Raw genomic sequence first — 24,093 nt, 5'->3', positions numbered from 1 at the left:
CCGCTCCGTCCAGCCGCCGCGCCCATGGCGCCCCGCGCGCGCCGGCGCTAGGCTCCGCGAAACGGCGGAAGGAGCGGGCGATGGCGCGGCATGAGCTGAAGGCGGGCGTGGAGACATGCCATTGGGGATGGTTCGGGGCCGACACGCCCGCCGTCCTGACGGTGGAGAGCGGCGACACGGTGGTGATCGAGACCGTCTCCGGCGGGGACGACGTGCTGCCGCCCCCCGGCTTCCACGTGCCGGAGGCGCAGCGGGAGATCATCGCGAAGGCGGAACGGATGCTGCCCGGCCACATGCTCACCGGCCCCGTCGCCGTCGCCGGCGCGGAGCCGGGGGACGTGCTCGAAGTCCGCATCGGCCGGATCGACGTTACGACGGACTGGGGCTGGAACTTCATCAAGCCCCTCGCCGGCGCCCTGCCGGAAGACTTCCCGGACTACCGGCTCGTCAACATTCCGCTCGACCGGGCGAAGAACGTGGCGAAGCTGCCCTGGGGGCTCGACCTGCCGCTCAATCCGTTCTTCGGCGTCATGGGCGTCGCCCCGCCGCCCGCCTGGGGCCGCGTCACCTCCCTCATCCCCCGCGCCTTCGGCGGCAATCTCGACAACAAGGAGCTGCGGGAGGGCGCGACGCTCTATCTCCCCGTCTTTGTTCCGGGCGGCAATTTCTCCGCCGGGGACGGTCACGGCGCGCAGGGCGACGGGGAGGTGAACGTCACCGCCATCGAGACGGCGCTGACGGGCGAGTTCACCCTGATCCTGCGGAAGGACATGAATCTCGAATATCCGCGGGCGGAGACGGAGACGCATCTCATAACGATGGCGATGCATCCCGACCTCGACACCTGCGCCGAACGCGCGCTCCGCGCGATGATCGCGCTCCTCGGGGAGGTGGCGGGGCTGAGCCGGGAAGAGGCCTACATGCTCTGCTCCCTCGCCGCCGACCTCCGCATCACGCAGGTGGTGAACGGGTCGAAGGGGGTGCATTGCATGATCGCGAAGGAGCTGGCGCGGCGGGGGTGAGGGGGCCTCACCGCCCCGCCAGCATCGCCTCCACCAGCTCCTGCACCGCCAGCGCCTCCCGCACCGTGGCGAGCGGATGCGGCTCGCCCCGCATCATCGCGGCGAGGCCGCCGAGCTGCGCCCGGAGGCTTTCGGCGCGCGGGTCCGCCACGCGCGGGCCGAAGGCTTCGAACGCGCCGCCTGTCGAGCGGGAGAGGGCGTAGAAATCGCTCACCCGCCAGCTCGCCTTCGCCCCCTTCACGTTCAGCTCCTGCCGGTCCGGCTGCGCGCCGCCCACGGAGGCGAAGACGGAGACGGGCGCGCCGGAGGCGGAGACGAGGCCGGCCGCCATATGCGTCTCGCACAGCGCCGGGTCCGCCGGGAAGGTCGGCCGCGCCCAGACCAGCGAAAGCGGCCCGAGCACGCGGGCCGAGAAGAAGAGGAAATGGGAGATCACCTCCCGCGTCATGCCCCCCTCGGCGGAGAAGCGCAGCCAGTCCGCCGCCTTCTGCCATTCCCGCGGCCAGTTGGCGTAGGTGACGACGATGTCCACCCCCGCCGTCTCCCCCATCTCCGCGTCGCCCGTCACGGTGGCGAGCGCCTTTCCGGCGGCCTGCGTGAAGTTGACCGCGGCGGGAACGCCGGAGGCTTCGAGCCGCGCCGCAAGGTCCCGCGCCTCGCCGAGGTCCACGCCGAAGGGCTTCTCGATGAAGAGCGCCTTGCCCGCCTCCGCCGCCGCCAGCGCATAGGCCTTCCGCGGGACGGGCGGGCAGGCGAGATAGACGAGGTCCGCGCCCGCGATCACCGCCTCCGCCGAGCCGGCGATCTCCGCCCCCGTGCCGAGCGCCGCCGCCGCCTCGCGCTGCGCCTCCGAAGGGTCCCAGACCGGGCCGAGCGCGAAGGCCTCATGCGCCGCCATGTAGGGCATGAAGCGGCGGCCCATGATGCCGAGGCCGATGATGCCGATCCGTTTGGTCATGCTCACGCCTTCCCGTAAAGCCCCGCCGTCCGCGCCCGGAGGCGGACGAGCGCGAGCACGATGTCGATGGTCGGCGTCGGGATCTCCGTCAGCCGGCCCAGCTCCTGCACCGCCGTCACCAGCGCGTCGATCTCCATGGGGCGGCCTGCGTCGAGGTCCTGCCACATCGAGGTGCGGTGGGCGCCGACGGCGGCGCCCCCGTCGATCCGCCGCTCCACGTCGATCGGGAACTTGACGCCGAGCGCCTCCGCGATGGCCTGCGCCTCCAGCATCATCCCCTTCGCCACCGCGCGCGTCCCCTCATCCGTGCAGAGCACGTCGAGCGTCGCATGGGTCAGCGCGGAGATCGGGTTGAAGGAGAGGTTGCCCCAGAGCTTCACCCAGATCTCGTCCCGGATGCGGGGGCGCACCGGCGCCTTCAGCCCGGCGGCGCCGAGCGCGGCGGAGAGCGCCGTCGCCCGGTCGGATTTCGAGCCGTCGGGCTCCCCGAGCGAAAAGCGGTTGCCCTCGATATGGTTGACGACGCCGGGCTCGATCACCTCCGCCGCCGGATAGACGACGCAGCCCAGCACCCGGTCCGGCCCGAAGCCGTTCCACTGCGCGTCGCCGGGGTCGACGGCCTGAACGCGGCGCCCCTCAAGCGGCCCGCCGATCTTGTGGAAATACCACCACGGCACGCCGTTCACGCCGCTCACCACCGTCGTCTCCGGCCCGAGCAGCGGCTGCATCAGCGGCACGAGCGGCGGCACGGAATGGGCCTTCAGCGTGACGATGACGTAATCCTGCGGGCCGAGCGCCGCCGGGTCCTGCTCGGCGCGGACCTTCACGGTTTTCCGCTCGCCTTCCTCGATCAGCGTCAGGCCGTTCGCCTGCATCGCGGCGAGATGGGGGCCGCGGGCGACAAGGCTGACCTCGGCGCCCGCCTCGGCGAGCTTCGCGCCCATATAGCCGCCGATGGCGCCGGCGCCGTAGATGCAGATCTTCATGGCTCAGGCCTCCGAGACGAGGCCGAGCTTCTCGGCCATGCCGATGCGCTGCATCTTGCCGGTCGCGCCCTTGGGGATTTCGTCGAGGAACACGATCTTCCGCGGCGTCTTGAAGGCGGCGAGTCGGGCGCCGGCGAAATCGCGCAGCGCGCGCTCGTCCGCCTCCATCCCCTCCCGCAGCACCACGGCGGCGGCGACCTCCTCCCCGAGTTTAGGATGCGGCAGCGCGAAGGTCAGCGCCTGCGCGACGGCGGGATGTTCGAGGAGGATCGCATCGACCTCCAGCGGGCTCACCTTCTCCCCGCCGCGGTTGATGATCTCCTTCAGCCGGCCGGTGAGGGTGAGGTAGCCGTCCTCGTCGAACGCCCCCTGGTCGCCGGTGCGGAACCAGCGCCGGCCCTCCGCCTCGAAGAAGTTCTTCGCGTTCGCCTCCGGGTTGCCTTCATAGCCCGGCGTCACGTTCGGGCCGGAAATGGCGATCTCCCCGGTCGCGCCATCCGGCAGCAGCCGGTTCTCCGTCTCATGGGCGAGGCGCACGAGCGGCCCGGCGGGGAGGCCGACGGCGCCCGGCTTCTGCGCCCTCGGGGGGAGCGGGTTGGAGGTCATCTGATGGGTGGCCTCCGTCATCCCGTAGCCCTCGATCACCGGCGCGCCGAAGGCGGCTTCGAGCGCGCGCATGACAGGGGCCGGGAGCGAGGCGGAGGAGGAGCGGAGGAAGCGCAGCTTCGCCGCCGCGATGACGTCCCTGTTCCGCTCCGCGCGGGCGAGGAGGGCCTGGTGCATGGTCGGCACGGCGGTGAACCAGGTCGGCTCCGCCTCCCCCATCCAGCCGAAGAAGCGCAGCGCGTCGAAGCCCGGCGCGCACCAGATCGAGCCGCCGGCGGAAAGCGAGGCGGAGATCGCGGCGATGAGGCCGTGAATGTGGAAGAGCGGCATCACGTTGAGGCACCGGTCCGCCGCCGTAAGCACGAGCGATTCGCGGATGTTCCCGGCGGAGGCGGCGACGTTGGACTGGAGGAGCGGCACGATCTTCGGGCGGGATGTCGTGCCCGAGGTGTGGAGGATGAGCGCCACATCGTCGGCCCGCGCCGGGGAGGCGTCGGAAGGCGCGCCGCCCGCGCCCTCGGCGCTGAGCGTGAAGGTCCCGGCGGGCGAAGCCTCGTCGAAGCCGAGGCGGAGGATCTTCAGACCGAAGGGCCGCGCCGCAGCCAGCGCCGGGCCGTCATAGCCCTCGGCCACGATCAGCGCCTTCGCCTTCAGGTCTTCGAGATAGAAGGAATATTCCTCCTGCCGGTAGGCCGGGTTGAGCGGCGCCGTCACCGCCGCCTGCGCGACCGTGACGAAGGCCGCCGCCATTTCCGGCCCGTTCGGCAGCACGATGGCGACCCGGTCGCCCCGCCCGATCCCCGCCGCATGGAGCCGCGCCGCGACCTCGCCCGAAAGCGCGCGCAGCCCGCCATAGGTGAGCCAGGGCCGCCCGGGCGCGCCGAGGGCCGGCGCCGCGTCGTCATGTCCGGCGATCAGCGCCGCAATGGTCTCAGCCATGTCCGTCTCTCCCTTGCTTGCTCTTTCCGGCGCGCTCCTGTCGCGCGGCGGGGCCGATTTGTCCAGACCGCACGGCGCCTCACCACCGGCGATCGCCCCGGTTCGCGGCCACCCCCGCCCCTCCCCCCGGCCCCTCCCCGCCGCTCTCCCCGGCCCGGACCCCGGGCCCCGATGAGTACGCACCCAACCCATGGGCCCCCGGCTCAGGCCGGGGCCGCGCATCCCTTGCATCCCCGCCCTCTCCCCGCCCGGACCTCCGGGCCGACGAACGAAGCGCCCACCCCCTCGGGGCCCCGGCTCAAGGCCGGGGCCTCGCGCCTCTTGAAGCCCCCCGCGCCTCTCACCCGGCCCCGGACTTGATCCGGGGCCCCGAAGAACGAAGCGCCCGCTCCATTCCATGAAAAATCATATATATCGCCCGCAGCCCCGTTCCGCCGCACAGGAGGCGCCCCCCGCGGAGGCGGGGCGAGGGAGTTCCGCCGCCCGCCCGCAAGACCCCCCGAAACCCCCTGAAACAATCCGATCACGACTTTTTTCTTTGAAATTCAACGCCCCGAGCCCGATAACCATGGTTATCCCCCGGATTCCGCCGCCCCGAAGACGCTTCAGCGCGGGAACCGCTCCTGAATCCGCTTCGCCAGCTGGTCCCGCGTCTGGCGATAGGCGGCGAGCTTCGCCTCGCGACCTTCGGCGAGGCCGGTCGGGTCCAGAGTCGGCCAGTATTCGACCTCGATGGCGTGGTGGCGGGTATATTCCTGCGCGCGCCGCTGCGCGGCGGGGGAAAGGGCGACGATGAGGTCGTAGCTCTCGATATCCTCGCCCCAATCCTCGAAATCGTCGAAGCTCTTCACCCGGTGGCGGGAGAGGTCCACGCCGATCTCCCGGCAGACCTCCACCGCGAAGCCGTCGATCTCCATCTCCCCCTTCACCCCGGCGGACTGGATATAGGCCGCCGAGCCGAGATGCCGCTTGGCCAGCCCCTCCGCCATCGGCGAGCGGACGGCGTTGTGGTCGCAGCAGAAGAGGATCGCGCCGGGGAGGCCGGCCATCGCCTCACCCCCGGAAATGCAGGACGCAGACGAGCGTGAAGAGCCGCCTCGCGGTCTTGTCGTCCGTCTCCACCTTGCCTTCGAGCCGCTCCTTCAGAACCCGCGCGCCCTCGTTGTGGATGCCGCGGCGGCCCATGTCGATCGCCTCGATCTGCGAGGGCGGCAGGCGCTTCACCGCGTCGTAATAACTCTCGCAGATCTGGAAATAGTCCCGGATGATCTGCCGGAACGGGGAGAGCGAGAGGTGGAACGCCGCCGCCGGCTCCCCCGCCTCCGTCCGCACGTCGAAGACGAGCCGGCGGTCCTGCACGGAAAGAAAGAGCCGCCAGGGCCCGTCGCCGCGGCCGGGAAGGATGAATTCGTTCTCCTCCAGCAGGTCGAAGATCGCGACCTTCCGCTCCTGCTCCACCTCCGCGGTGGGGGCGGGAAGGCCGGAATCGTCCAGCTCGATGGAGAGGATTCGGTTCGCCTCAGCCATGTCTCCCCCCTTCGTTGAGCAAGGCCAGCCGCGCGAGGACGGAAAGCCCGTGCGCCTCCAGTCCCTCCGCCTCCGCCAGAACCGCGGCGTCCGGCCCGATCGCGGCGAGCGCGCCGGGGGAGAGGCGCTGGAGCGTCGTGCGCTTCATGAAGTCGAGCACGGAGAGGCCGGAGGAGAAGCGTGCGGAGCGCGCCGTCGGCAGCACATGGTTCGGCCCGCCGACATAATCCCCGATCGCCTCCGGCGTATGCGCGCCGAGGAAGATCGCCCCCGCGTGCCGGATGCGCGCGGCCAGCGCCTCCGGCTCCGCCGTCATGATCTCGAGATGCTCGGCGGCGATCCGGTCCGCCAGCGCCGGCGCGGCGTCGAGCGAGGGGACGAGGATGATCGCCCCGTGGTCGCGCCAGCTCGCCCCGGCGATGGCCCGGCGGGCGAGCGTTTCGAGCCGCGCCTCCACCGCGGCGGAGACGGCGTCGGCGAAGGCCGCGTCGTCGGTGATGAGGATCGACTGCGCGCTTTCGTCATGCTCGGCCTGGGCGAGCAGGTCGAGCGCCACCCAGTCCGGCTCGTTGTCCCGGTCCGCGATGATCAGCACCTCGGAGGGGCCGGCGATCATGTCGATCCCGACCTTGCCGAAGACGCGCCGCTTCGCCGCCGCCACATAGGCGTTGCCGGGGCCGGTGATCTTGTCCACCGGCCGGATCGGCCCGGCGCCATAAGCGAGCGCGGCCACCGCCTGCGCCCCGCCCATGCGCCAGATCTCCGTCACCCCCGAAAGCCGCGCGGCGAGGAGGACAAGAGGGTTCGCCCGCCCGCCCGGCGTCGGCGCCGCGATGACGAGCCGCTCCACCCCGGCGACGCGGGCGGGGATGGCGTTCATCAGCACGGAGGAGGGATAGGAGGCGAGCCCGCCCGGCACGTAGAGACCGGCGCTCTCCACCGCAGTCCAGCGCCAGCCGAGCGTCGCGCCGGCGCCGTCCGTCCAGCTTTCGGCGGCGGGGAGCTGCCGCTCGTGATAGGCGCGGATGCGCGCGGCGGCGCGCTCCAGCGCCTCCCGCTGCGGGGCGGGGACGGCGGCGCAGGCCTCGTCGATCTCCGCCTCCGTCACGCGGAGGCTCTCCGCATCCGGCGCGAAGCCGTCGAACCGGGCGGTCAGCGCCAGCACCGCCCCGATGCCGTGGGCGCGGACCTCGGCGATGATCGCCGCCGCCGCCTCGTCGACATCCGTCTCGGCCTCGCGTTTCGCGTCGAGGAAGGCGGCGAAGCGGGCTTCGAAATCCGGGGCGGAGGCGTCAAGGCGGAGCGGCATGGCGGCTGTCTTCCCTTCTGTCGCCCGCCCTTTAGGCCGCGCGGGGGCCCGGTTCAACGCTCTCTTCAACGCTCAGAAATGCTGCGGCTGCCCGCCCGCCGCCCAGGGCCGCGTGAGATCGACGAGGCCAACGGAGAGGCATTCCACATCGAGCGAAAGCGTGACGCCGCCGGAACAGGCGAGGACGAGCCGGCCCGCGCCGTCCTCCCCCGGCTCGAAGGTGAGGCCGAGAAGGTTGAACACCGCCTCCTTCTCCCGCGGGTCGAGCCCGGCGGCGCGGACGCGGAGCACGTCGTCCACCGTCAGCGCGGCGGCGACGCGCTCGAACGGGCGCCGCTCCCGCTTCGCGCGCGCCTCGTCCTCCCAGCGAAAGCGGTAGAGGAGGAGGGAGAAGCGGCGGCGGCGCGGCGCATACTGGACGTTCGCGACCTTGCCGACCGCATCCTGCACGAGGGCGGAGAGCACGGCGAGGTCGTCCGCGCTTTCGGCGCGGAGGCGGAGCGGCCCCTCGCCCTTCCCGTCCTCGAATGTCGCGTCCTGCACCACGCCTACCCGCCGATCCGCTCGATCCGCGCGCCGCAGGCGGAGAGCTTTTCCTCCACCCGCTCATAGCCGCGGTCGAGATGGTAGACGCGAGAGACCACGGTTTCCCCCTCCGCCGCAAGCCCGGCCAGGACCAGCGAAGCGGAGGCGCGGAGGTCGGAGGCCATGACCGGCGCGCCCTTGAGCGCGGAAACGCCGCTGACGGTCGCGACGCCGCCCTCCACCTCGATCCGCGCGCCCATGCGGGCGAGTTCGGGGACATGCATGAAGCGGTTCTCGAAGATCGTCTCCTCGATCCGGCTCTTTCCGTCAGCCAGCGTCAGGAGGGTCATCATCTGGGCCTGAAGGTCGGTCGGGAAGCCGGGGAAGGGGGCGGTCGATATGTCCACGGGCCGGATGACCCCGTTCTTCCGGCGCACGCGCAGCCCCTCCGGCTCCTCGCTCACCTCCACGTCCGCCGCCTCCAGCCGCTCCGCGAAGGCGGCGACGAGGTCGCGCCGCCCGCCTTCCAGCAGCACCTCGCCGCCGGCGATGGCCGGGGCGATCATGTAGGTGCCGAGCTCGATCCGGTCCGGCGCGACGCGATGGGTGGCGCCGCCGAGCCGGTCCACACCCTCGACCGTGATCGTTCCCGTCCCCTCGCCCTCGATATGCGCGCCCATCGCCCGGAGGCAGCGGGCGAGATCGACGATCTCGGGCTCCTTCGCCGCGTTCTCCAGCACCGTCGTCCCCTTCGCGAGGGTCGCGGCCATGAGGATGTTCTCCGTCGCGCCGACCGAGACGAAGGGAAACGCGACCCGCGCCCCGCGGAGCCCGCCGGGCGCCTCCGCATGCACATAGCCTTCGCGGAGGTCCATCACCGCCCCCATCGCCTCCAGCCCCTTGAGGTGCAGGTCGACGGGCCGCGCGCCGATGGCGCAGCCGCCGGGGAGGGAGACGACGGCCCGCCCCTCCCGCGCCAGCAGCGGCCCGAGCACGAGGATCGAGGCGCGCATCTTCCGCACAATGTCGTAATGCGCGAGATGGGAGGACAGCCCGTGCGCGGCCAACGCCAGCACCCGCCCGCCCTGGAGCGCCGCCACCTCGACGCCGAGCGAGGCGAGAAGCTCCGTCATCGTGCGGATGTCCGCGAGCCGCGGCGCGTTCGTCAGCGTCAGCGGCTCCTCCGTCAGGAGCGCGGCGGGCATCAGCGCGAGGCAGGCGTTCTTCGCCCCGCCGATGGCGATGCGCCCCGAAAGCGGCGCGCCGCCCCTTACGATGATCCGGTCCATGCCTCAGCCCTCTCCGCCGGTTCGCCCCCGGCGCTGTTGTTCCGCCTCATCATGGCGATTGAGCGGCGTGTCCGTGCGGTTCGGGTCGAGCCCCGAAAGATCGTCGCGCGCCTTCGCCTGCCGCTTGCGGAGCCGCAGGTTGCGGCGCAAGGCCGCCGCCAGCCGCTCCGCCCGTTCCTCCGCGCTCTCCGCCATCCCGGCGGTTTATCCGGGGCGGCGACGCCAGTCCAGCGGGCCCTCCCCCGGCGGCGACCGGGCGGCGCATGTCGAGGCTTCGGTTTCGACCTTGTCTCCGCGAACGCCCCGGATCCTGGGGAAGGGTCGAAACCCGATGAGTCCATTGATCGGGCGTGCAGGCCGCGATTCAGGGTGTCTCGTCTTCGGAAAGAGGCTCCGGATATCGCGGTCGTTGTTCCTGCAAATCGACGTGGGTCACAAGTTTTTGATGCTCAATTCATTTTCGGCCGGGCGCGTTGAGATCAGCCCAGCGTTTGGAGAAACGAACGGATGATCTCCGCCCCTCGTCGGGGCTGGTTGGCCATCCACCAATGGCTCTCGCCTTCGAGCACGGCGACTTCGGCCCCCATCCGCTCCGCCATCCGCAGGGCCGGCTCGGCGCCGCCGGTATAGGCGTCCTCCGTCGCGACGATGGCGAGGCCGGGCCGCGCCGCCGCCGCCTCCGCCCGCTCGCCGATCCTCGCGAGGAAGGGCTGCGTCGCGGAGCGGTAGAGGGGGAGGATCGCGCGGCCCATCTCCGCGTTCATCGCCGCGGCGACCTTCGCGGCTACGTCCGCCGGCATGTGCGCGGCGGCGAGCTGCGCCGCCTTCATTTCCGCCGGCGCGGCGGCCATCATCGCGACCGCCTGCTCCCCGGCGTTCGGCGTCTGCCAGGCCTGCGCGAGGTCATGCCAGCGATAGGACGGATCGAAGACGCCGACGACGTCGCTGACCCATGAGCGGACAAGGTCCGGCCGGGCCATGACGAGGCGGACGACATGGATGCCGCCCCAGTCATGGCCGATGAGGTCCACCGGGCCGGGAAGGGCGGAAACCTCCCCGATCAGCCAGTCGAGATAACCGTCCGCCATGCAGTTGAAACCTGCGGGCAGCGGCGCGCCAAAGCCGGGCTTGGAGAGCGTGACCGTCTCCTCCCCCATCTCCGCCCGCAGCGCGGCCCAGATGTCGGCGGTTTCGGGGACGCCGTGCACGAAGGCGATGGTCATGCGCCGTTCCTCACCCGTTCAGCTTGCCAAAGCCGCCATTCTTCGCAACCTTGCGGAGGAGCGGGGAGACGACCCAGGAGCCCGGATCGTCCGCCGCCACGGCCTCCATGTCGGCCAGCACCTGATCGCAGCCGACGAGATCGGCATGCATCATCGGCCCGCCCCGCCAGCGCGGGAAGCCGTAGCCGAAGAGCTTCACCATATCGATGTCGAGCGGGCGGGCTGCGATCCCCTCGTCGAGGATCTTTGCGCCCTCGTTGATCATCGCGGCCATGGCCCGGCGCTGGATCTCGTCCGCCGTGAAGCTCCGCTTCTCGCGGCCCGCAGCCTCCGCCGCCTTCCCGATGACGTCGAGCACCCAGGGGTCGGAGATCGGCGTGCGCCCGTCCTCGTAGCGATACCAGCCTGCGCCCGTCTTCTGCCCGAACCGCCCCGCCTCGCAGATCGCATCCGCGACCGTCACGTAACGCACCTTCGGGTCCCGCGTCGGCGCGAGGCGCTTCCGAGTCGCCCAGCCGATCTGGAGCCCGGCGAGGTCCATGAGCTGGAACGGGCCCATGGGAAGGCCGAAGGCGCGCATGGCGGCGTCGATGGGTTCGATCGCCCGCATGTCCTCCATCATGTAGTCGCAGACGCGGCGATAGGCGGAGAGCATCCGGTTGCCGATGAACCCGTCGCAGACGCCGGAGAGGACGCCGACCTTCCGCATCTTCTTCGCGAGATCGAAACCGGTCGCCAGCACCTCGGCCGAGGTTTCCTTCGCCTGAACGATCTCCACCAGCTTCATCACGTGGGCGGGGGAGAAGAAATGGAGCCCGATCACGCGGGCGGGGTTGCGGAGGCCCTTCGCGATCTCGTCCGGGTTCAGGTAGGAGGTGTTGGTGGCGAGGATCGCCTCCACCCCCATCGCCGCGTCGAGCGCGGCGAAGACCTTCTGCTTCACCTCCATCTCCTCGAACACCGCCTCGATGGCGAGGTCGGCGCCGGCGGCGGCGGAATAGTCGGAGGCCGGGGTCAGCATCCCCATCAGCTTCGCCTTCGCCTCCTCCCCGATGATGCCGCGCTTCACGGCGGAGGCGAGGTTGGCCTCGACGCGGCCGACGCCGGCGGCGGCGGCTTCATCGCTCGTCTCGATCATGGTGACGGGAATCCCCGCCTGGAGGAGCGAGGTGGCGATGCCGGAGCCCATCAGCCCGCCGCCGACCACGGCGACGCGGGCGATGGCGCGCGGGCTCGCGCCCTCGATGGCCTTCGGCTTCGCGACCGCGCGCTCCGCGAAAAAGGCGTGGCGGAGCGCCTTCGACTGGTCGGAATTCTTCAGGATCATGAAGCCCGCGCGCTCCGCCTCCAGCCCCTTGTCGAGGTCGAGGCGGAAGGCCTCGCGGATCGCGTCGAAACAGCCGACCGGGGACATCTGGCCCTTCGCGGCCTTCTCCACCGCCTTCCGCATCGCGCCCCATTCGGCTTCGGTCGGCGCGGGGCGGGCGGGCGCGCGGTCGATCCGCGGCGGGGGCGCGTCCATCACGCTGCGGGCGAAAGCCTTCGCGCCCTCGGTCAGGTCGCCCTCGACGACCGCCGCGAGGAGGCCCATCGCCTTCGCCTTGGCGGCGGAGACGGGGGCGCCGGTGGTGATCATCTCCACCGCCGCTTCCGCGCCGACGATCCGGGGCAGGCGCTGCGTGCCGCCCGCGCCCGGCAGGATGCCGAGATGCACTTCCGGCAGCCCCATCTTCGCGGAGGGGGAGGCGACGCGGTAATGGCAGCCGAGCGCGACCTCGAGCCCGCCGCCGAGCGCCGTGCCGTGGATCGCCGCGATCCAGGGTTTCGAGCACATCTCGATCGTCCCCACCACGTCCGTCAGGTGCGGGAGGAGTGGACCCATGTCGAATTCGCGGATATCGGCCCCGGCGATGAAGGTCCGCCCGGCGCAGAGCAGAACGGCCGCCTTCGCCGGCGATTCCTCAACCGCCTTCACCGCGTTCACGAGCCCGACGCGCACGGCCTGCCGAAGCGCATTGACGGGCGGATTGTCCACGGTCACGAGGGCGAGGTCGCCGTCGAAGGCGACGGTTACGGGCGTATCGGTCATGGCGCTCCCCTTTTGGTTTGGGGGCACGCTATCGCCGCCGACGGGCGGCGCCTAGACCATGAGGCGACGGCCCGCGGATGGGTATATCGTCGCGGGCGAGACGGAAGCGCGTCGCAGCCGCGTAGAGACCGCGATCCTCGGAGGAGACCCACCATGATCCGCATCCCGGCTTTTCTCGCCGCCGCGCTCCTCGCGGCGCTGACGCCCGAACCTTCCTCGGCGCAGCCGGCGCCCTCGATCTTCCGCTCCTCCTCCGGGATTGAGGTAGTGTTCCGCAACGGCTGCGCTGTCCGCTACACGGCGGACGGCCGGCGCCGGGGCGCCGACCGCTCGTGCAACGCGAATCAGCTTCGCCGGGCGGACGACGCGATCGGCGCGCGCGTGGATCAAGGCGGCTCGGACAGCGGCGGCGCGCCGGAGTTCCGCGATGTCAGACAGGCGGGCGCGCTCGCGACTTTCCGGAACGGCTGCACCGTCCGTTTCGATGCGAGGGGCGCAAGGGGCGCGACGGACCGCGCCTGCTCCGCGCGGCAGGTCGCGACCGCGGAGCGCGAGGTCGGCCCCTATCTCGAAGCGCGGCGGGAGGATGGCTCCGCCCCGCGCGTCGCCGGGATCGGGCGGCGGGGCGCCGTGGAAGTCTCCTTCGCAAACGGCTGCCTCATCGCCTATGACGAGGACGGACGGCGCGACCGGGACAACGGCCCCTGCAATCCCGGCCAGTTCCGCCGCGCGGACGAGGCGGCGGCGACCTATCGCCGGGACAACGGCTTCGACCGCGACGACGACGACAATGGCGGCATCGCCTTTCCTGGCCAGAGGCCCAACGTGACGGAGGCGCGGGACGGCTCGCTCCAGGCGCGCTACGGCAACGGCTGCATCGTCTCCTTCGAGGCGAACGGAAGGCTGATCGGCGGCTCACGCGAATGCCGGAAGGACCAGATCACGCCCGCGCGGCTCGCCGTGATCGAATACCGCGAGGCGCGCTGAGCGCCCTTACATGCCCACTGCGGCGAAGGCGTCGGCCACTTCCCCGATCCGGTCCTCCTTCAGCCCGGCGACGTTCATCCGGCTGTCCCCGATGATGTAGATCCCGTGCTCCTCCCGCAGGCGCGCGACCTGTTCGGGCGTCGCGCCGAGGAGACTGAACATGCCGCGGTGGCGGGCGATGAAGTCGAACCGGGGGGAGTTCGTGCGCGCCCGCAGCGCCTCGGCCAGCGCGGCGCGGAGCGCGAGCATGCGGCCCCTCATATCGCCCAGCTCCGCCTCCCACTCCGCGCGGAGCAGAGGGTCGGTCAGGATCATGCGGACGGTCGCCGCCCCGTGGTCCGGCGGCATCGAGATCGAGACGCGCATCAGCGTCATCAGGTTCGCCCGCGCCGCCGCAGCCTCCCCCTCGCTCGCGCAGAGGGCGAAGGCGGCGCCCGTCCTGTCCCGGTAGAGCGCGAAATTCTTCGAGCAGGAGGCGGCGACGAGCATCTCCGGCACGCGCGCGGCCATGTGGCGGAGCCCCGCGGCGTCCTCCGCCAGTCCGTCCCCGAAGCCCTGATAGGCGATGTCCACCATGGGCGTGAAGCCCTGCGCCAGCGCCATCTCGGTCAGCGCCGCCCAGTCCTCCATCGTCAGGTTCGCGCCCGTGGGGTTGTGGCAGCAGCCGTGGAGGAGGACGATGTCGCCCGGCCCGGCTTCCTTCAGATCGTCGCGCATCGCGGCGGCGTTCACGTCCCGCGTCTCGGGGTCGAAATAGCGATAGGCGCGCGTCTTCAGCCCGGCGAATTCGGCGATGGCGCCGTGGTTCGGCCAGGTGGGCGTGGAGAGCCAGACGGTCGCGTCCGGCGCGGCCTTCTTCGCGAGCGCGAGGAGAATCCAGAGCGCGCCGCCGCCGCCCGGCGTCTGGATCGCGGCGATGCGCGAGGCGGGCGCCGCCCCGCCGAGGACGAGATCGGCCATCGCGGCGGTGAAGCCGATATCGCCGAGAAAGCCGAGATAGCTCTTGGTTTCCTGGCCCGCCAGCAACTGCGCCTCGGCCCGCTTCACCGCGCGGGGAATCGGCGTTCCCCCCGCAGCGTCGCGATAGACCCCGACGCCGAGATCGAGCTTCGTCGCGCGCGCATCGTCGCGATAGGCGGCGGCAAGAGCGAAGATCGGGTCGGGCGCGGAAGGGCGGAGAGTGGAGAACATGCGCGGCTCCATGGTTTCGCTGCGATTACGCCCGAAACCGGGCGGATTCAACGTGCGTCTCTTCACTGGAACGAAAGGACGTAACGCTTTATTCCTCGCGCCGGCGAGAGAGGGAGCTTCATGAAATATCTGGTCAGCGGCGGCGCCGTCTGGGGCGTTTCGGGCGCGGAGGCGGCGAATCTCACCGCGCTCGACCCGGCCTTCGGGGCGGACATGACGGGGCCCATCGCCCTCGGCCGGCTCGAGGCGGCGCGGCGCGCGGCGGCGCTGATGGCGGGGGCGCCGCGCGTCCCCCTCGCCTCGCTGACGCCGGAGATGCCGGTGGCGCGGCCGGGCAAGGTGCTCTGCCTCGGGCACAACTATGTCGACCATGTGAAGGAGGGCGGCTACGACATGCCGACCCATCCGGCGATCTTCGTCCGCATCTCCACCTCGCTCGCCCCGGCCGGCGCGCCGCTGGTGCGGCCCCACGTCTCGGAGCGGTTCGACTACGAGGCCGAGCTGATGATCGTCATCGGCGAGCGCGGGCGCGGGATCGCGCGGGAAAAGGCGCTCGACCACATCTTCGGCTACACGATCTTTAACGACGGGACGCTGAGGGATTACCAGAAGCGCTCCCACCAGTGGACGCCGGGCAAGAATTTCGACCGGACGGGCGCCGTCGGCCCCGTCGTGACCGATGCGGGGGAGCTCGGCCTCGCCGGCGCGCTGAAGATCGGCAGCCGCCTCAACGGCGCGACGATGCAGGACGGGACGACGGCGGACATGATGTGGAAGGTGGACGAGATCGTCTCCCTCATGTCCGAATTCGCGACGCTGGAGCCCGGGGACCTCATCGCCACCGGCACGCCCCCCGGCGTCGGCAACGCGCGCACCCCGCCCGTCTACATGAAGCCGGGCGACGTGATCGAATGCGAGATCGAGGGGATCGGCGTCTGCCGCAACCCCGTCGTGCAGGAGGGCTGACATGCAGGTGGACGAGACGAGCATACCGGACGTCAAGCTCATCACCCCGCGCCGCTTCGGCGATGCGCGGGGCTGGTTCTCGGAGACATGGAACGCCGGGGCGATGGCGGCGGTCGGGCTCGATTTCGCCTTCATCCAGGACAATCACTCGCTCTCGGTTCCCGCCTTCACGCTCCGCGGCCTGCACTATCAGGCGCCGCCCTACGCGCAGACGAAGCTCGTGCGCGTCGCGCGCGGGCGCGTCCTCGACGTGGCGGTGGACGTGCGGCCCGGCTCCGCGACCTACGGGAAATGGGTGGCGGTGGAGCTGACCTCCTGCATCGGGGAGCAGTTGCTGGTGCCGAAGGGCTTCCTCCACGGCTTCCTGACGCTCGAGCCGAACACCGAGGTGCTCTACAAGGTCGACGCGCCCTACAACCGGGAAGCCGACGGCTCCGTCCGCTTCGACGATCCGGACCTCGCGATCGACTGGACGGTGGCGCACGAGAACATGGTGCTTTCGGAGAAGGACATGAACGCGCCCTTCCTGAAGAGCTGGAAGAACCCGTTCGGGGCCGCGCCATGAAGCTCCTCGTCACCGGAGGCTGCGGCTTCATCGGCTCCGCCGTCGTCCGCCTCGCGCTCGAACGCGGGCACGAGGTGGTGAATGTCGACAAGCTGACCTACGCGGCAAACCCCGCCAACCTGCCGGGGGCGGAGGCGAATCCGGCCTATTCCTTCGAGAAGGCGGATATCTGCGACCGGGCGGAGATGGACCGCATCTTCGCCGCGCACCGGCCGGACGCTGTGATGCACCTCGCGGCGGAGAGCCATGTGGACCGGTCCATCGACGGGCCGGGGGATTTCATCCGGACCAATCTCGTCGGCACCTTCACCCTGCTGGAGGCGGCGCGGGCCCACTGGTCCCGCCTCGAAGGCGCGGCGAAGGCCGCCTTCCGCTTCCATCACATCTCCACCGACGAGGTCTTCGGCGCGCTCGGGCCGGAGGGGAAGTTCACGGAGGAGACGCCCTACGACCCCAACTCGCCCTATTCCGCCTCCAAGGCCGGGTCGGACCATCTGGCGCGCGCCTGGGGGGAGACATACGGGCTCCCCGTTCTCGTCACCAACTGCTCGAACAATTACGGGCCCTATCACTTCCCGGAAAAGCTGATCCCGCTGATCATCCTCAACGCCCTCGCGGGCAAACCGCTGCCCGTCTACGGCAAGGGCGAGAACGTGAGGGACTGGCTCTTCGTCGAGGATCACGCCGAAGCGCTGCTCCTCGTCGTCGAGAAGGGCGCGCCGGGGGAGACCTACAATATCGGCGGCAACGCGGAGGCGCGGAACATCGACATCGTGCGCGCGCTCTGCCGCCTGCTGGACGAGCGGCGCCCCGCAGGCGCGCCGCATGACCGGCTGATCGCCTTCGTGGCGGACCGGCCGGGCCACGATTTCCGCTACGCCATCGACGCCGCGAAGATCGGGCGGGAGCTCGGCTGGGCGCCGACCGTGACGCTGGAGGAGGGGCTGGCGCGGACGGTGGACTGGTATCTCGCCAACGAGGCCTGGTGGCGCCCGCTGCAGGAGCGGGGCGAGGCGGCGAAGCGCCGGGGGCTCGGCGCGTGAAGATCCTGATGTTCGGAGAGACGGGGCAGGTGGCGCGGGAGATCCTGCGCCGGGCCGGGGCGCACGAGATCGTCGCGCTCGGGCGCGGCCTTGCGGACCTCGCGGACCCGGAAGCCTGCGCCCGCGCGATGGAGGCGGCGGAGGTTGACGCCGTGCTGAACGCCGCCGCCTGGACGGATGTGGACGGGGCGGAGAGCGCCGAGGACGCCGCGCGCCGCGTCAACGCAGAGGCGCCCGGCGCGATGGCGCGGGCCGCGGCGGCGCGCGGGCTGCCCTTCGTCCACATCTCCACCGATTACGTCTTCGACGGCGCGGGCGAGGCCCCGCGGCGGGAGGACGAGCCGGTCGCGCCGCTCTCCGCCTATGGCCGCACCAAGCTCGAAGGGGAGCGGGCGGTGGCCGCTGCGGGCGGCTCCCATGCGATCCTCCGCACCTCCTGGGTCTTCTCCGCCCACGGCAAGAACTTCGTGAAGACGATGCTCCGCGTCGGCCCCGAGCGCGGCGCGCTGAAGGTGGTGGACGATCAGGTCGGCGGGCCGACCCCCGCCGCCGCCATCGCCGACGCCTGCCTCGCCGTCGCCGCCGCCCTGGCGGCGGGGCGGGGCGCCTCGGGCGTCTATCATTTCGCGGGCGCCCCCGCGGTGAGCTGGCGCGGCTTCGCGGAGGCGATCTTCGCGGAGGCGGGGCTTTCCGTCTCCGTCGCGCCCATCGCGACGGCGGACTGGCCGACGCCGGCGCGCCGCCCGCTCAATTCCCGCCTCGATTGCGGGAAGATCGAAGCAACCTTCGGCGTGCAGGCGCCGGACTGGCGGGCCGGGCTCGCCGATGTCGTGAAGGAGCTGAAGGCATGACACGCAAGGGCATCATCCTCGCCGGGGGCTCGGGCACGCGGCTCCATCCGCTGACGCTCTCCGTCTCCAAGCAGCTCCTGCCGGTCTATGACAAGCCGATGATCTACTACCCGCTCTCGGTGCTGATGCTCGCCGGCGTGCGGGAAATCGCGATCATCACGACGCCGCAGGACCAGGCGCAATTCTCCCGCCTCCTCGGAGACGGTGCGAAATGGGGCCTCCGCTTCGAATACATCGTGCAGCCGAGCCCGGACGGGCTGGCGCAGGCCTATCTCCTCGCGGAGGACTTCCTCGCCGGGGCGCCCTCGGTGATGGTTCTGGGGGACAACATCTTCTACGGCGCCGGGATGCAGGACCTCCTCGCCCGCGCCGGGGCGAAGGCGAAGGGCGGCTCCGTCTTCGGCTACCGCGTGGCGGACCCGGAGCGCTATGGCGTCGTCGAGTTCGACCGGGAGGGGCGGGCCGTCTCCATCGTCGAGAAGCCGGAACAGCCCCGCTCCTCCTACGCCGTGACCGGGCTCTATTTCCTCGATGCGGAGGCCCCTGCGCGGGCGCGGGGCGTGAAGCCCTCCGCGCGCGGGGAGCTGGAGATCGTCTCCGTGCTCGACACCTACCTCGCCGAGGGCGCGCTCTCGGTCGAGCGGATGGGCCGCGGCTTCGCCTGGCTCGATACGGGGACGCATGACAGCCTGATCGAGGCGGGCGAGTTCGTCCGCACCATCGAGAAGCGGCAAGGCCAGAAGATCGGCTGCCCCGAAGAGATCGCCTTCGAGGCCGGCTGGATCGACGCCGACGAGCTGAAGGCGCTCGCCGCGCCGCTGACCAAGACGGAATACGGGCGGTATCTGATGCGGCTGGCGGGCTGAGCGCCTACCAGAATTCCGGCCGCATCAGTGCGGGGACGCAGCGCGAAGCGCCCCGGAGCGGCGTGAGCGCCTCGCCCGCAAGCGACAGCGCGAGCCATCCCTCCGGCTGGCTCAACGGCTGCGGCGCGGGGGCGACGGCCTTCGAGACCGGCGCGAAGCCGACCTTCCCGTAATAATTCGGGTCGCCATAGGTGAGGGCGGCCTCCACGCCCGCCTCGCGCAGGGCGTCGAGCGCGAAGCGGATCAGCGCCTGCCCGATTCCCTCGCCCTGCCGCTCCGGCGCGACGGCGGCGGGGGAGAGGATGAACGCCGCCCGCGCATCCTCCGACCAGACGATGCGGGTGAAGACGACGGCGCCGAGGAGGGCGCCGCGCTCCGCCGCGGTGAAGACACGGATGTCTTCCTCCGGCGTCCCCGCCATCATATCCCGCACGAGGCCGCCGATCAGGTCGCCTTCCGCCTCGCCTTCGGAGGCGGCGAATGTGCGGGCGAAGAGGGCGGCGATCTCCGCCTCCCGCCCGGCGAAGCCTTCGGAAATGTCCATGGCGCGCTCCGGTTTCGACCGGGCCCTCTTACGCGGCGCCGCGTTCCTCGCGCAAGTCGGCCGGCGCAGTCCCGCCGGCGAGGGAGAAGCTCCCGGCCCGCGCCCCCGCCCAGTATTTCCGGAACGCGGGGTGGTTCGGCGTGCCGCGTTCGAGTTCGCCCGGCTCCGCCCAGGGATACTGGCTGGCGGCGGAGCGCACCTCCCGGCTGGAGACGCGGATCATCAGGTGATGCGGCGTCAGTTCCGAAGGGTGCCGGAGGCCGGAGGACTCGATCGATTCCTTCAGCGCGATCATGGTGTTGCGGTGGAAGTTGGCGACCCTCTTCCACTTGTCCGCCACGACGAGGGCGCGGTAGCGGCCCGGGTCCTGCGTCGTCACGCCCGTCGGGCAATGGCCGGTATGGCAGGCCTGCGCCTGGATACAGCCGATGGCGAACATGAAGCCGCGGGCCATGTTGCACCCGTCCGCCCCGAGCGCGAAGACGCGGGAAATGTCGAAGGCGCTGATGAGCTTGCCGGCGGCGATGAGGCGCACGCGGTCGCGCAGGCCGAGGCCGACGAGGGTGTTGTGGACGAGCATCAACCCCTCCCGCAGCGGCGCGCCGCGATGGTCCGCGAATTCCGCGGGCGCGGCGCCGGTGCCGCCTTCGGAGCCGTCGATGGTGATGAAATCGGGCGTGATCCCGCTCTCCTTCATCGCCTTGGCGAGGGCGAACCATTCCCACGGATGGCCGACGCAGAGCTTGAGCCCGGTGGGCTTGCCGCCCGAAAGCTCCCGAAGCCGCGCGATGAAGGCGCAAAGCTCGAGCGGCGTGGAGAAGGCGGAATGGGCCGAGGGGCTGACGCAATCCTCCCCGACCGCGACGCCCCGCGCCTCCGCGATGGCCTCGGTCACCTTGGCGCCGAGGAGGATGCCGCCATGGCCGGGCTTCGCGCCCTGGCTCAGCTTGATCTCGATCATCTTCACGGCCTCGCCGGCCGCATTCTCCGCAAAGCGCCCCTCGTCGAAGCGGCCCGCCTTGTCGCGGCAGCCGAAATACCCGCTGCCGATCTGCCAGATCAGGTCCCCCCCGTGGATGCGGTGGAAGCGGGAGATCGAGCCCTCCCCGGTCGTGTGCGCGAAGCCGCCCTCCTTCGCGCCCTTGTTCAGCGCCTCGATGGCGGTGGGGGAAAGCGCGCCATAGGACATGCCGGAGATGTTCAGCACCGAGCTTTCATAGGGCCTCGCGCAATCCGGCCCGCCGACGCGGTGGCGGAAATCCGCGCTCTCGATATGGCTCGGCGCCATGGAATGGTTGATCCATTCGTGGCCGATGGCGTTCACGTCATAGATCGTGCCGAAGGGGCGCAGCCCCTCGATCCCCTTGGCGCGGCGATAGACGAGCGCGCGCTGCTCGCGGCTGAAAGGCGTCTCCTCCCGGTCGTCCTCGATGAAGTATTGCCGGATTTCGGGGCGGAAGAATTCGAGGAGATAACGGAGCCGGGCGGAGACCGGGTAGTTCTTCGAAACGGCGTGCTTCGTCTGGTTCAGGTCGTAGAGGCCGACAAGTGTGAGGACGAGGCCGAGAAGGGCGAGGATAACGCCCGTGATCGGCGCGATGAGCGTCACCAGCGCGCCGAGGGGCATCAGCGCCACCGCCGCGCCGAAGGGCGCGAAGCGCAGCATCCCCGGCCAGCCGTGCGAAAGCCGTTTCGGAGCGTCGATCATGGCCATCTTCCGATCCTCCCAGACTGCGACGTTCTGCGCCTCGAAGGTTAACGCCGCGCTTCCGCGCCGATCCTGAACGCGAATCGTGACGCCAGCGCGGCGCCGTCCTCCGGCGAGGCGGGGCCGGCGTGCGCTCCGACACTTCGTGCGCGCGCCCGCATCGGTTAACGTGGCGTCAGGTTGGTCGTCGGCTCCTCCCGGGTTTCGGCGGGAAAGGAGCGCGCCATGAAGGTCGTCAACGCCGCCGACATCGACGGGACGAACGGCTTCCGGCTGACCGGCGGCGAGATCAACGGTTCGGGCGGGCTGACCGTGGCTTCCGCCGGAGATCTGAACGGCGACGGGATCGACGATATCGTCATCGGCCTGCCGAACACGTTCGGAGCCGCGGGCGCGCGCCCGGGCGTTTCCTACGTCATATTCGGCCAGACCGGCGCCAACGCGTTCGGCGCCGCCGTCGATCTCGACGCGCTGGACGGGACCGACGGCTTCACGCTGACCGCCGCCACTCCGAACGGGCGCTCCGGGACCTCCGTCGCGGCGGCGGGCGATGTGAACGGGGACGGGATCGACGATCTCCTGATCGGCGCGAGAGACTTTGCGGACAGAGGGCGCGCCCATGTCGTGTTCGGACAGAAGGAAGGTTTCGGGGCGACATTCGATCTCGCGAGCCTCGACGGCCAGAACGGCTTCACCCTGCTCGGCCGCACCGCCTCGGCCTTCGGCGCCGCAGTCTCCGGCATCGGCGACTTTAACGGAGACGGGGTGGACGACATCCTGGTCGGCGATCCCCAGTTCCGCACCGGTTTGGACTTTGGAGTGATTTCGGGCCACGCCTTCGTCCTCTTCGGGCGGAAGGACGCCGGCTTCGCCGCGGAGATGGTCGCCGAAGATCTCGACGGCGAGAACGGCGTGATCTTCACCAGTTTCGCCGGAGGCCTGCTGGCGGGGGCGGCCGTTTCCGGCGCAGGGGACTTCAACGGCGACGGGATCGACGATTTCATCGTCGGCGGGCCGGGAGACGGAGGCCTCATCGTCTTCGAAGGCGGCGCGGCCTTTATCGTCTTCGGCGCGGACCTTGGCGCCGGGGCGCCCGCGACGGCTCCGCTGCAACAGCCCGAGTCCGGAGTTTTTGGCGGGCTCAGAGTTCTGAATTTCGACTCGTTTGAGACTGGCGACCCGTCCATCGCCGGCGGCGGCGGCGCGGTCGGCGGCGGCGGCGACATAAACGGGGACGGGTTCGACGACGTGATCATTGGCGCGTCGGGCGAGACGACGGGCGACGGCGCCGGCGGCGCGATACGGCAGGGCGCGGCTGTAGTCCTCTTCGGCGGCGCAGACCGCTATATTTCGAACTACGTCAATCCGAGAGACGATGTCGAGATCCTCCAGGGCGCCGGCTTCAGCGTCGACAACCTCAGTTTCGACGGCGTGACCTCCATGCGGATCGACGGCGAGAACCCGGGCGACCAACTCGCCTACGCCGTCGCCATCGCGGGGGACGTGAACGGCGATGGGCTGGACGATCTTCTGTTAGGCGCCCTGCCAGTGAATTCGGAGACGGACGGCGTCGCCTATGTCGTCTTCGGGCGGAAGGCCGGCTTCCCCGGCGTGCTCGACCTCGCCACGCTGACGGAGACGGAGGGCTTCAGGATCGACGGCGTCTCCGGTTCCGCCTCCCGCCTCGGCGTCGGCGTCTCCGGCGCGGGGGACGTGAACGGAGACGGGATCGACGACCTGATCGTGCAGGCCCGTGCAAATAGCGCCGCTCCGGAACAGGCCATCATCCTCTTCGGCGCCCGGACCATCACCGAAGGGGCGGACGACCTTCTCGGCACGGATCTCGATGAGCGAATTGACGGGCTGGGCGGGGACGACACCATTCTCGGCCTCGGGGGCGACGACACGCTGATCGGCGGCGCGGGGAACGACAGGCTGGAGGGCGGGGCGGGCGTCAACCGGCTCGAAGGCGGGACGGGGACGGATACGGCCGTCTTCGCCGGCGCGTTCTCCACCTATTCCGTCTCCGCCGCGCCTGGCGGCGTCACGCTCTCACGCGCCGGGGAAGCGACCACGGCGCTCTCCGTGGAAACCTTCCTCTTCGCTGACGGGGCGCGGAGCCTCGCCTCGGTAGAGGCGGCGATTCCGGCTGCGCCCGTCACGCCGCCTGCCACGCCGGTCGAACCGCCCGTGACGCCCCCTGTGACGCCCCCGGCCACTCCGCCCGCCGGGCCGACGCAGGGCGACGACAACCTGAGGGGAACCGGCGGGCCGGACCGGATCGCGGCGCTGGCCGGGGACGATACGGTGAGGGGCCGGGGCGGGGACGACACGCTGCTCGGCCAGCAGGGGGAGGACGTGCTCCGCGGCGGCGGGGGCGACGACAGCCTGAAGGGTGGCGGCCAGGCCGACCGGATGTTCGGCCAGGGCGGCGAGGACACGCTGAAGGGCGGCGGCGGCGGCGACTTCCTGAAGGGCGGCGGCGGGGCGGACCGGATCATCGGCGGCGGCGGCGCCGACACGATCGAGGGGAACAAGGGCGCCGACACGCTGATCGGCGGCGCGGGGGCGGACCTCTTCCGCTTCAAGCCGGGCGATGGCGACGACGTGATCCTGCGTTTCCAGCAGGGCCGCGATCAGGTCGAGTTCAGGCGCGGCGTTCCCGGCTTCGACGATCTGACCATAGAGCAGCGGGGCGACGACGTGCTCGTGACCTACAGGCGCGGTTCGATCCTCTTCGAGAACCAGAACGCCAACGCCTTCGCGGAGGACGACTTCATCTTCTGAACCCCGCCGACCGGGGCGAGGGGGCCTCGCGCGCGGCGGAAGGCGGGCCTCGCGCCCCCCCGGCCTTTCATTCGCGGGTCACCTGTGCGCTCTATGGGGGATGAGCCGCGAG

22 protein-coding genes are annotated in these 24,093 nt (G+C 70.9%); 8 read left to right on the top strand and 14 right to left on the bottom strand.

Annotation, left to right across the window (positions count from 1 at the left end):
- Nucleotides 1–80 precede the first annotated feature (80 nt).
- The gene (locus ACE37J_RS21580) at nucleotides 81–1,022 is read left to right on the top strand and encodes an acetamidase/formamidase family protein (RefSeq protein ID WP_409715867.1); all 942 of its coding nucleotides are present in this window, start codon (nucleotides 81–83) and stop codon (nucleotides 1,020–1,022) included.
- Nucleotides 1,023–1,029: 7 nt separating this feature from the next.
- Here ACE37J_RS21580 and ACE37J_RS21575 read toward each other — a convergent pair whose 3' ends face one another.
- From ACE37J_RS21575 to ACE37J_RS21525, 11 genes are all read right to left on the bottom strand, one after another.
- A complete protein-coding gene (locus tag ACE37J_RS21575) occupies nucleotides 1,030–1,980 on the bottom strand; it encodes a Gfo/Idh/MocA family oxidoreductase (protein ID WP_409715864.1) in 951 nt (316 codons plus the stop codon).
- Between the two features lie 2 nt (nucleotides 1,981–1,982).
- Nucleotides 1,983–2,966, bottom strand: a complete 984-nt coding sequence (locus ACE37J_RS21570) for a 2-dehydropantoate 2-reductase (protein ID WP_409715861.1) — start codon at nucleotides 2,964–2,966, stop codon at nucleotides 1,983–1,985.
- 3 nt (nucleotides 2,967–2,969) lie between these two features.
- Complete coding sequence (locus ACE37J_RS21565) at nucleotides 2,970–4,511, bottom strand: acyl--CoA ligase (RefSeq protein WP_409715858.1); 1,542 nt, start codon at nucleotides 4,509–4,511, stop codon at nucleotides 2,970–2,972.
- Between the two features lie 605 nt (nucleotides 4,512–5,116).
- Entirely contained in the window at nucleotides 5,117–5,560 is a 444-nt protein-coding gene (locus ACE37J_RS21560) for a low molecular weight phosphatase family protein (protein WP_409715855.1), read from the bottom strand.
- Between the two features lie 4 nt (nucleotides 5,561–5,564).
- Nucleotides 5,565–6,038 (bottom strand): UPF0262 family protein, encoded by a 474-nt coding sequence (locus ACE37J_RS21555; protein WP_409715852.1) that lies wholly within the window; start codon nucleotides 6,036–6,038, stop codon nucleotides 5,565–5,567.
- Nucleotides 6,031–7,347 carry a histidinol dehydrogenase gene (gene hisD / locus ACE37J_RS21550; RefSeq protein ID WP_409715849.1) on the bottom strand — a complete coding sequence of 439 codons (1,317 nt, stop codon included), beginning with the start codon at nucleotides 7,345–7,347 and terminating at the stop codon, nucleotides 6,031–6,033. Before hisD ends, ACE37J_RS21555 begins: the two co-directional genes overlap by 8 nt.
- A gap of 72 nt (nucleotides 7,348–7,419) precedes the next feature.
- On the bottom strand, nucleotides 7,420–7,890 hold the full coding sequence (locus tag ACE37J_RS21545) for a DUF2948 family protein (RefSeq protein WP_409715846.1): 471 nt from the start codon (nucleotides 7,888–7,890) through the stop codon (nucleotides 7,420–7,422).
- Between the two features lie 5 nt (nucleotides 7,891–7,895).
- Nucleotides 7,896–9,161 carry a UDP-N-acetylglucosamine 1-carboxyvinyltransferase gene (murA, locus tag ACE37J_RS21540; RefSeq protein WP_409715843.1) on the bottom strand — a complete coding sequence of 422 codons (1,266 nt, stop codon included), beginning with the start codon at nucleotides 9,159–9,161 and terminating at the stop codon, nucleotides 7,896–7,898.
- Between the two features lie 3 nt (nucleotides 9,162–9,164).
- Nucleotides 9,165–9,356, bottom strand: a complete 192-nt coding sequence (locus tag ACE37J_RS21535; protein ID WP_409715840.1) for a hypothetical protein — start codon at nucleotides 9,354–9,356, stop codon at nucleotides 9,165–9,167.
- A gap of 284 nt (nucleotides 9,357–9,640) precedes the next feature.
- The gene (locus tag ACE37J_RS21530; RefSeq protein ID WP_409715837.1) at nucleotides 9,641–10,384 is read right to left on the bottom strand and encodes an alpha/beta fold hydrolase; all 744 of its coding nucleotides are present in this window, start codon (nucleotides 10,382–10,384) and stop codon (nucleotides 9,641–9,643) included.
- Between the two features lie 10 nt (nucleotides 10,385–10,394).
- Nucleotides 10,395–12,473, bottom strand: coding sequence for a 3-hydroxyacyl-CoA dehydrogenase NAD-binding domain-containing protein (locus ACE37J_RS21525; RefSeq protein ID WP_409715834.1), 2,079 nt, complete (start codon nucleotides 12,471–12,473; stop codon nucleotides 10,395–10,397).
- 153 nt (nucleotides 12,474–12,626) lie between these two features.
- Between ACE37J_RS21525 and ACE37J_RS21520 the strand changes: the two genes are divergently transcribed.
- On the top strand, nucleotides 12,627–13,460 hold the full coding sequence (locus tag ACE37J_RS21520; protein ID WP_409715831.1) for a hypothetical protein: 834 nt from the start codon (nucleotides 12,627–12,629) through the stop codon (nucleotides 13,458–13,460).
- A gap of 6 nt (nucleotides 13,461–13,466) precedes the next feature.
- On the opposite strand, the gene ACE37J_RS21515 is transcribed toward ACE37J_RS21520, so the two are convergent.
- On the bottom strand, nucleotides 13,467–14,651 hold the full coding sequence (locus tag ACE37J_RS21515; RefSeq protein ID WP_409715828.1) for an aromatic amino acid transaminase: 1,185 nt from the start codon (nucleotides 14,649–14,651) through the stop codon (nucleotides 13,467–13,469).
- Nucleotides 14,652–14,771: 120 nt separating this feature from the next.
- Here ACE37J_RS21515 and ACE37J_RS21510 point away from each other — a divergent pair, with 120 nt between their 5' ends.
- The 5 genes from ACE37J_RS21510 to rfbA are packed head-to-tail and all read left to right on the top strand — an operon-like array spanning nucleotide 14,772 to nucleotide 18,942.
- Entirely contained in the window at nucleotides 14,772–15,617 is an 846-nt protein-coding gene (locus ACE37J_RS21510) for a fumarylacetoacetate hydrolase family protein (protein ID WP_409715825.1), read from the top strand.
- Between the two features lies 1 nt (nucleotide 15,618).
- Complete coding sequence (rfbC, locus tag ACE37J_RS21505; protein ID WP_409715822.1) at nucleotides 15,619–16,182, top strand: dTDP-4-dehydrorhamnose 3,5-epimerase; 564 nt, start codon at nucleotides 15,619–15,621, stop codon at nucleotides 16,180–16,182.
- Entirely contained in the window at nucleotides 16,179–17,225 is a 1,047-nt protein-coding gene (gene rfbB / locus ACE37J_RS21500; protein WP_409715819.1) for a dTDP-glucose 4,6-dehydratase, read from the top strand. Before rfbC ends, rfbB begins: the two co-directional genes overlap by 4 nt.
- The gene (rfbD, locus tag ACE37J_RS21495) at nucleotides 17,222–18,076 is read left to right on the top strand and encodes a dTDP-4-dehydrorhamnose reductase (protein ID WP_409715816.1); all 855 of its coding nucleotides are present in this window, start codon (nucleotides 17,222–17,224) and stop codon (nucleotides 18,074–18,076) included. Before rfbB ends, rfbD begins: the two co-directional genes overlap by 4 nt.
- Nucleotides 18,073–18,942, top strand: a complete 870-nt coding sequence (gene rfbA / locus ACE37J_RS21490) for a glucose-1-phosphate thymidylyltransferase RfbA (RefSeq protein WP_409715813.1) — start codon at nucleotides 18,073–18,075, stop codon at nucleotides 18,940–18,942. Before rfbD ends, rfbA begins: the two co-directional genes overlap by 4 nt.
- Nucleotides 18,943–18,946: 4 nt before the next feature.
- On the opposite strand, the gene ACE37J_RS21485 is transcribed toward rfbA, so the two are convergent.
- Together ACE37J_RS21485 and ACE37J_RS21480 are read right to left on the bottom strand one after the other, a co-directional pair.
- Nucleotides 18,947–19,486, bottom strand: a complete 540-nt coding sequence (locus ACE37J_RS21485; protein WP_409715809.1) for a GNAT family N-acetyltransferase — start codon at nucleotides 19,484–19,486, stop codon at nucleotides 18,947–18,949.
- Between the two features lie 28 nt (nucleotides 19,487–19,514).
- Nucleotides 19,515–21,200 (bottom strand): FMN-binding glutamate synthase family protein, encoded by a 1,686-nt coding sequence (locus tag ACE37J_RS21480; protein WP_409715806.1) that lies wholly within the window; start codon nucleotides 21,198–21,200, stop codon nucleotides 19,515–19,517.
- Between the two features lie 219 nt (nucleotides 21,201–21,419).
- On the opposite strand from ACE37J_RS21480, the gene ACE37J_RS21475 reads away from it, so the two are divergent.
- Nucleotides 21,420–23,981, top strand: a complete 2,562-nt coding sequence (locus ACE37J_RS21475) for a hypothetical protein (RefSeq protein ID WP_409715803.1) — start codon at nucleotides 21,420–21,422, stop codon at nucleotides 23,979–23,981.
- The last annotated feature ends 112 nt before the right edge of the window (nucleotides 23,982–24,093 follow it).

This window comes from Pikeienuella sp. (assembly GCF_046290545.1).
Classification (GTDB): Bacteria; Pseudomonadota; Alphaproteobacteria; order Rhodobacterales; family Rhodobacteraceae; genus Pikeienuella.
The sequence above is the reverse complement of the archived record's forward strand: the minus strand, read 5'-3'. Positions and strand labels throughout refer to the sequence as shown.

Coding starts and splice junctions, on each gene's coding strand:
- ACE37J_RS21580 (WP_409715867.1), top strand. CDS start 81: ATGGCGCGGCATGAGCTGAAGGCGGGCGTGGAGACATGCCATTGGGGA.
- ACE37J_RS21575 (WP_409715864.1), bottom strand. CDS start 1,980: ATGACCAAACGGATCGGCATCATCGGCCTCGGCATCATGGGCCGCCGC.
- ACE37J_RS21570 (WP_409715861.1), bottom strand. CDS start 2,966: ATGAAGATCTGCATCTACGGCGCCGGCGCCATCGGCGGCTATATGGGC.
- ACE37J_RS21565 (WP_409715858.1), bottom strand. CDS start 4,511: ATGGCTGAGACCATTGCGGCGCTGATCGCCGGACATGACGACGCGGCG.
- ACE37J_RS21560 (WP_409715855.1), bottom strand. CDS start 5,560: ATGGCCGGCCTCCCCGGCGCGATCCTCTTCTGCTGCGACCACAACGCC.
- ACE37J_RS21555 (WP_409715852.1), bottom strand. CDS start 6,038: ATGGCTGAGGCGAACCGAATCCTCTCCATCGAGCTGGACGATTCCGGC.
- hisD (WP_409715849.1), bottom strand. CDS start 7,347: ATGCCGCTCCGCCTTGACGCCTCCGCCCCGGATTTCGAAGCCCGCTTC.
- murA (WP_409715843.1), bottom strand. CDS start 9,161: ATGGACCGGATCATCGTAAGGGGCGGCGCGCCGCTTTCGGGGCGCATC.
- ACE37J_RS21535 (WP_409715840.1), bottom strand. CDS start 9,356: ATGGCGGAGAGCGCGGAGGAACGGGCGGAGCGGCTGGCGGCGGCCTTG.
- ACE37J_RS21530 (WP_409715837.1), bottom strand. CDS start 10,384: ATGACCATCGCCTTCGTGCACGGCGTCCCCGAAACCGCCGACATCTGG.
- ACE37J_RS21525 (WP_409715834.1), bottom strand. CDS start 12,473: ATGACCGATACGCCCGTAACCGTCGCCTTCGACGGCGACCTCGCCCTC.
- ACE37J_RS21520 (WP_409715831.1), top strand. CDS start 12,627: ATGATCCGCATCCCGGCTTTTCTCGCCGCCGCGCTCCTCGCGGCGCTG.
- ACE37J_RS21515 (WP_409715828.1), bottom strand. CDS start 14,651: ATGTTCTCCACTCTCCGCCCTTCCGCGCCCGACCCGATCTTCGCTCTT.
- ACE37J_RS21510 (WP_409715825.1), top strand. CDS start 14,772: ATGAAATATCTGGTCAGCGGCGGCGCCGTCTGGGGCGTTTCGGGCGCG.
- rfbC (WP_409715822.1), top strand. CDS start 15,619: ATGCAGGTGGACGAGACGAGCATACCGGACGTCAAGCTCATCACCCCG.
- rfbB (WP_409715819.1), top strand. CDS start 16,179: ATGAAGCTCCTCGTCACCGGAGGCTGCGGCTTCATCGGCTCCGCCGTC.
- rfbA (WP_409715813.1), top strand. CDS start 18,073: ATGACACGCAAGGGCATCATCCTCGCCGGGGGCTCGGGCACGCGGCTC.
- ACE37J_RS21485 (WP_409715809.1), bottom strand. CDS start 19,486: ATGGACATTTCCGAAGGCTTCGCCGGGCGGGAGGCGGAGATCGCCGCC.
- ACE37J_RS21480 (WP_409715806.1), bottom strand. CDS start 21,200: ATGGCCATGATCGACGCTCCGAAACGGCTTTCGCACGGCTGGCCGGGG.
- ACE37J_RS21475 (WP_409715803.1), top strand. CDS start 21,420: ATGAAGGTCGTCAACGCCGCCGACATCGACGGGACGAACGGCTTCCGG.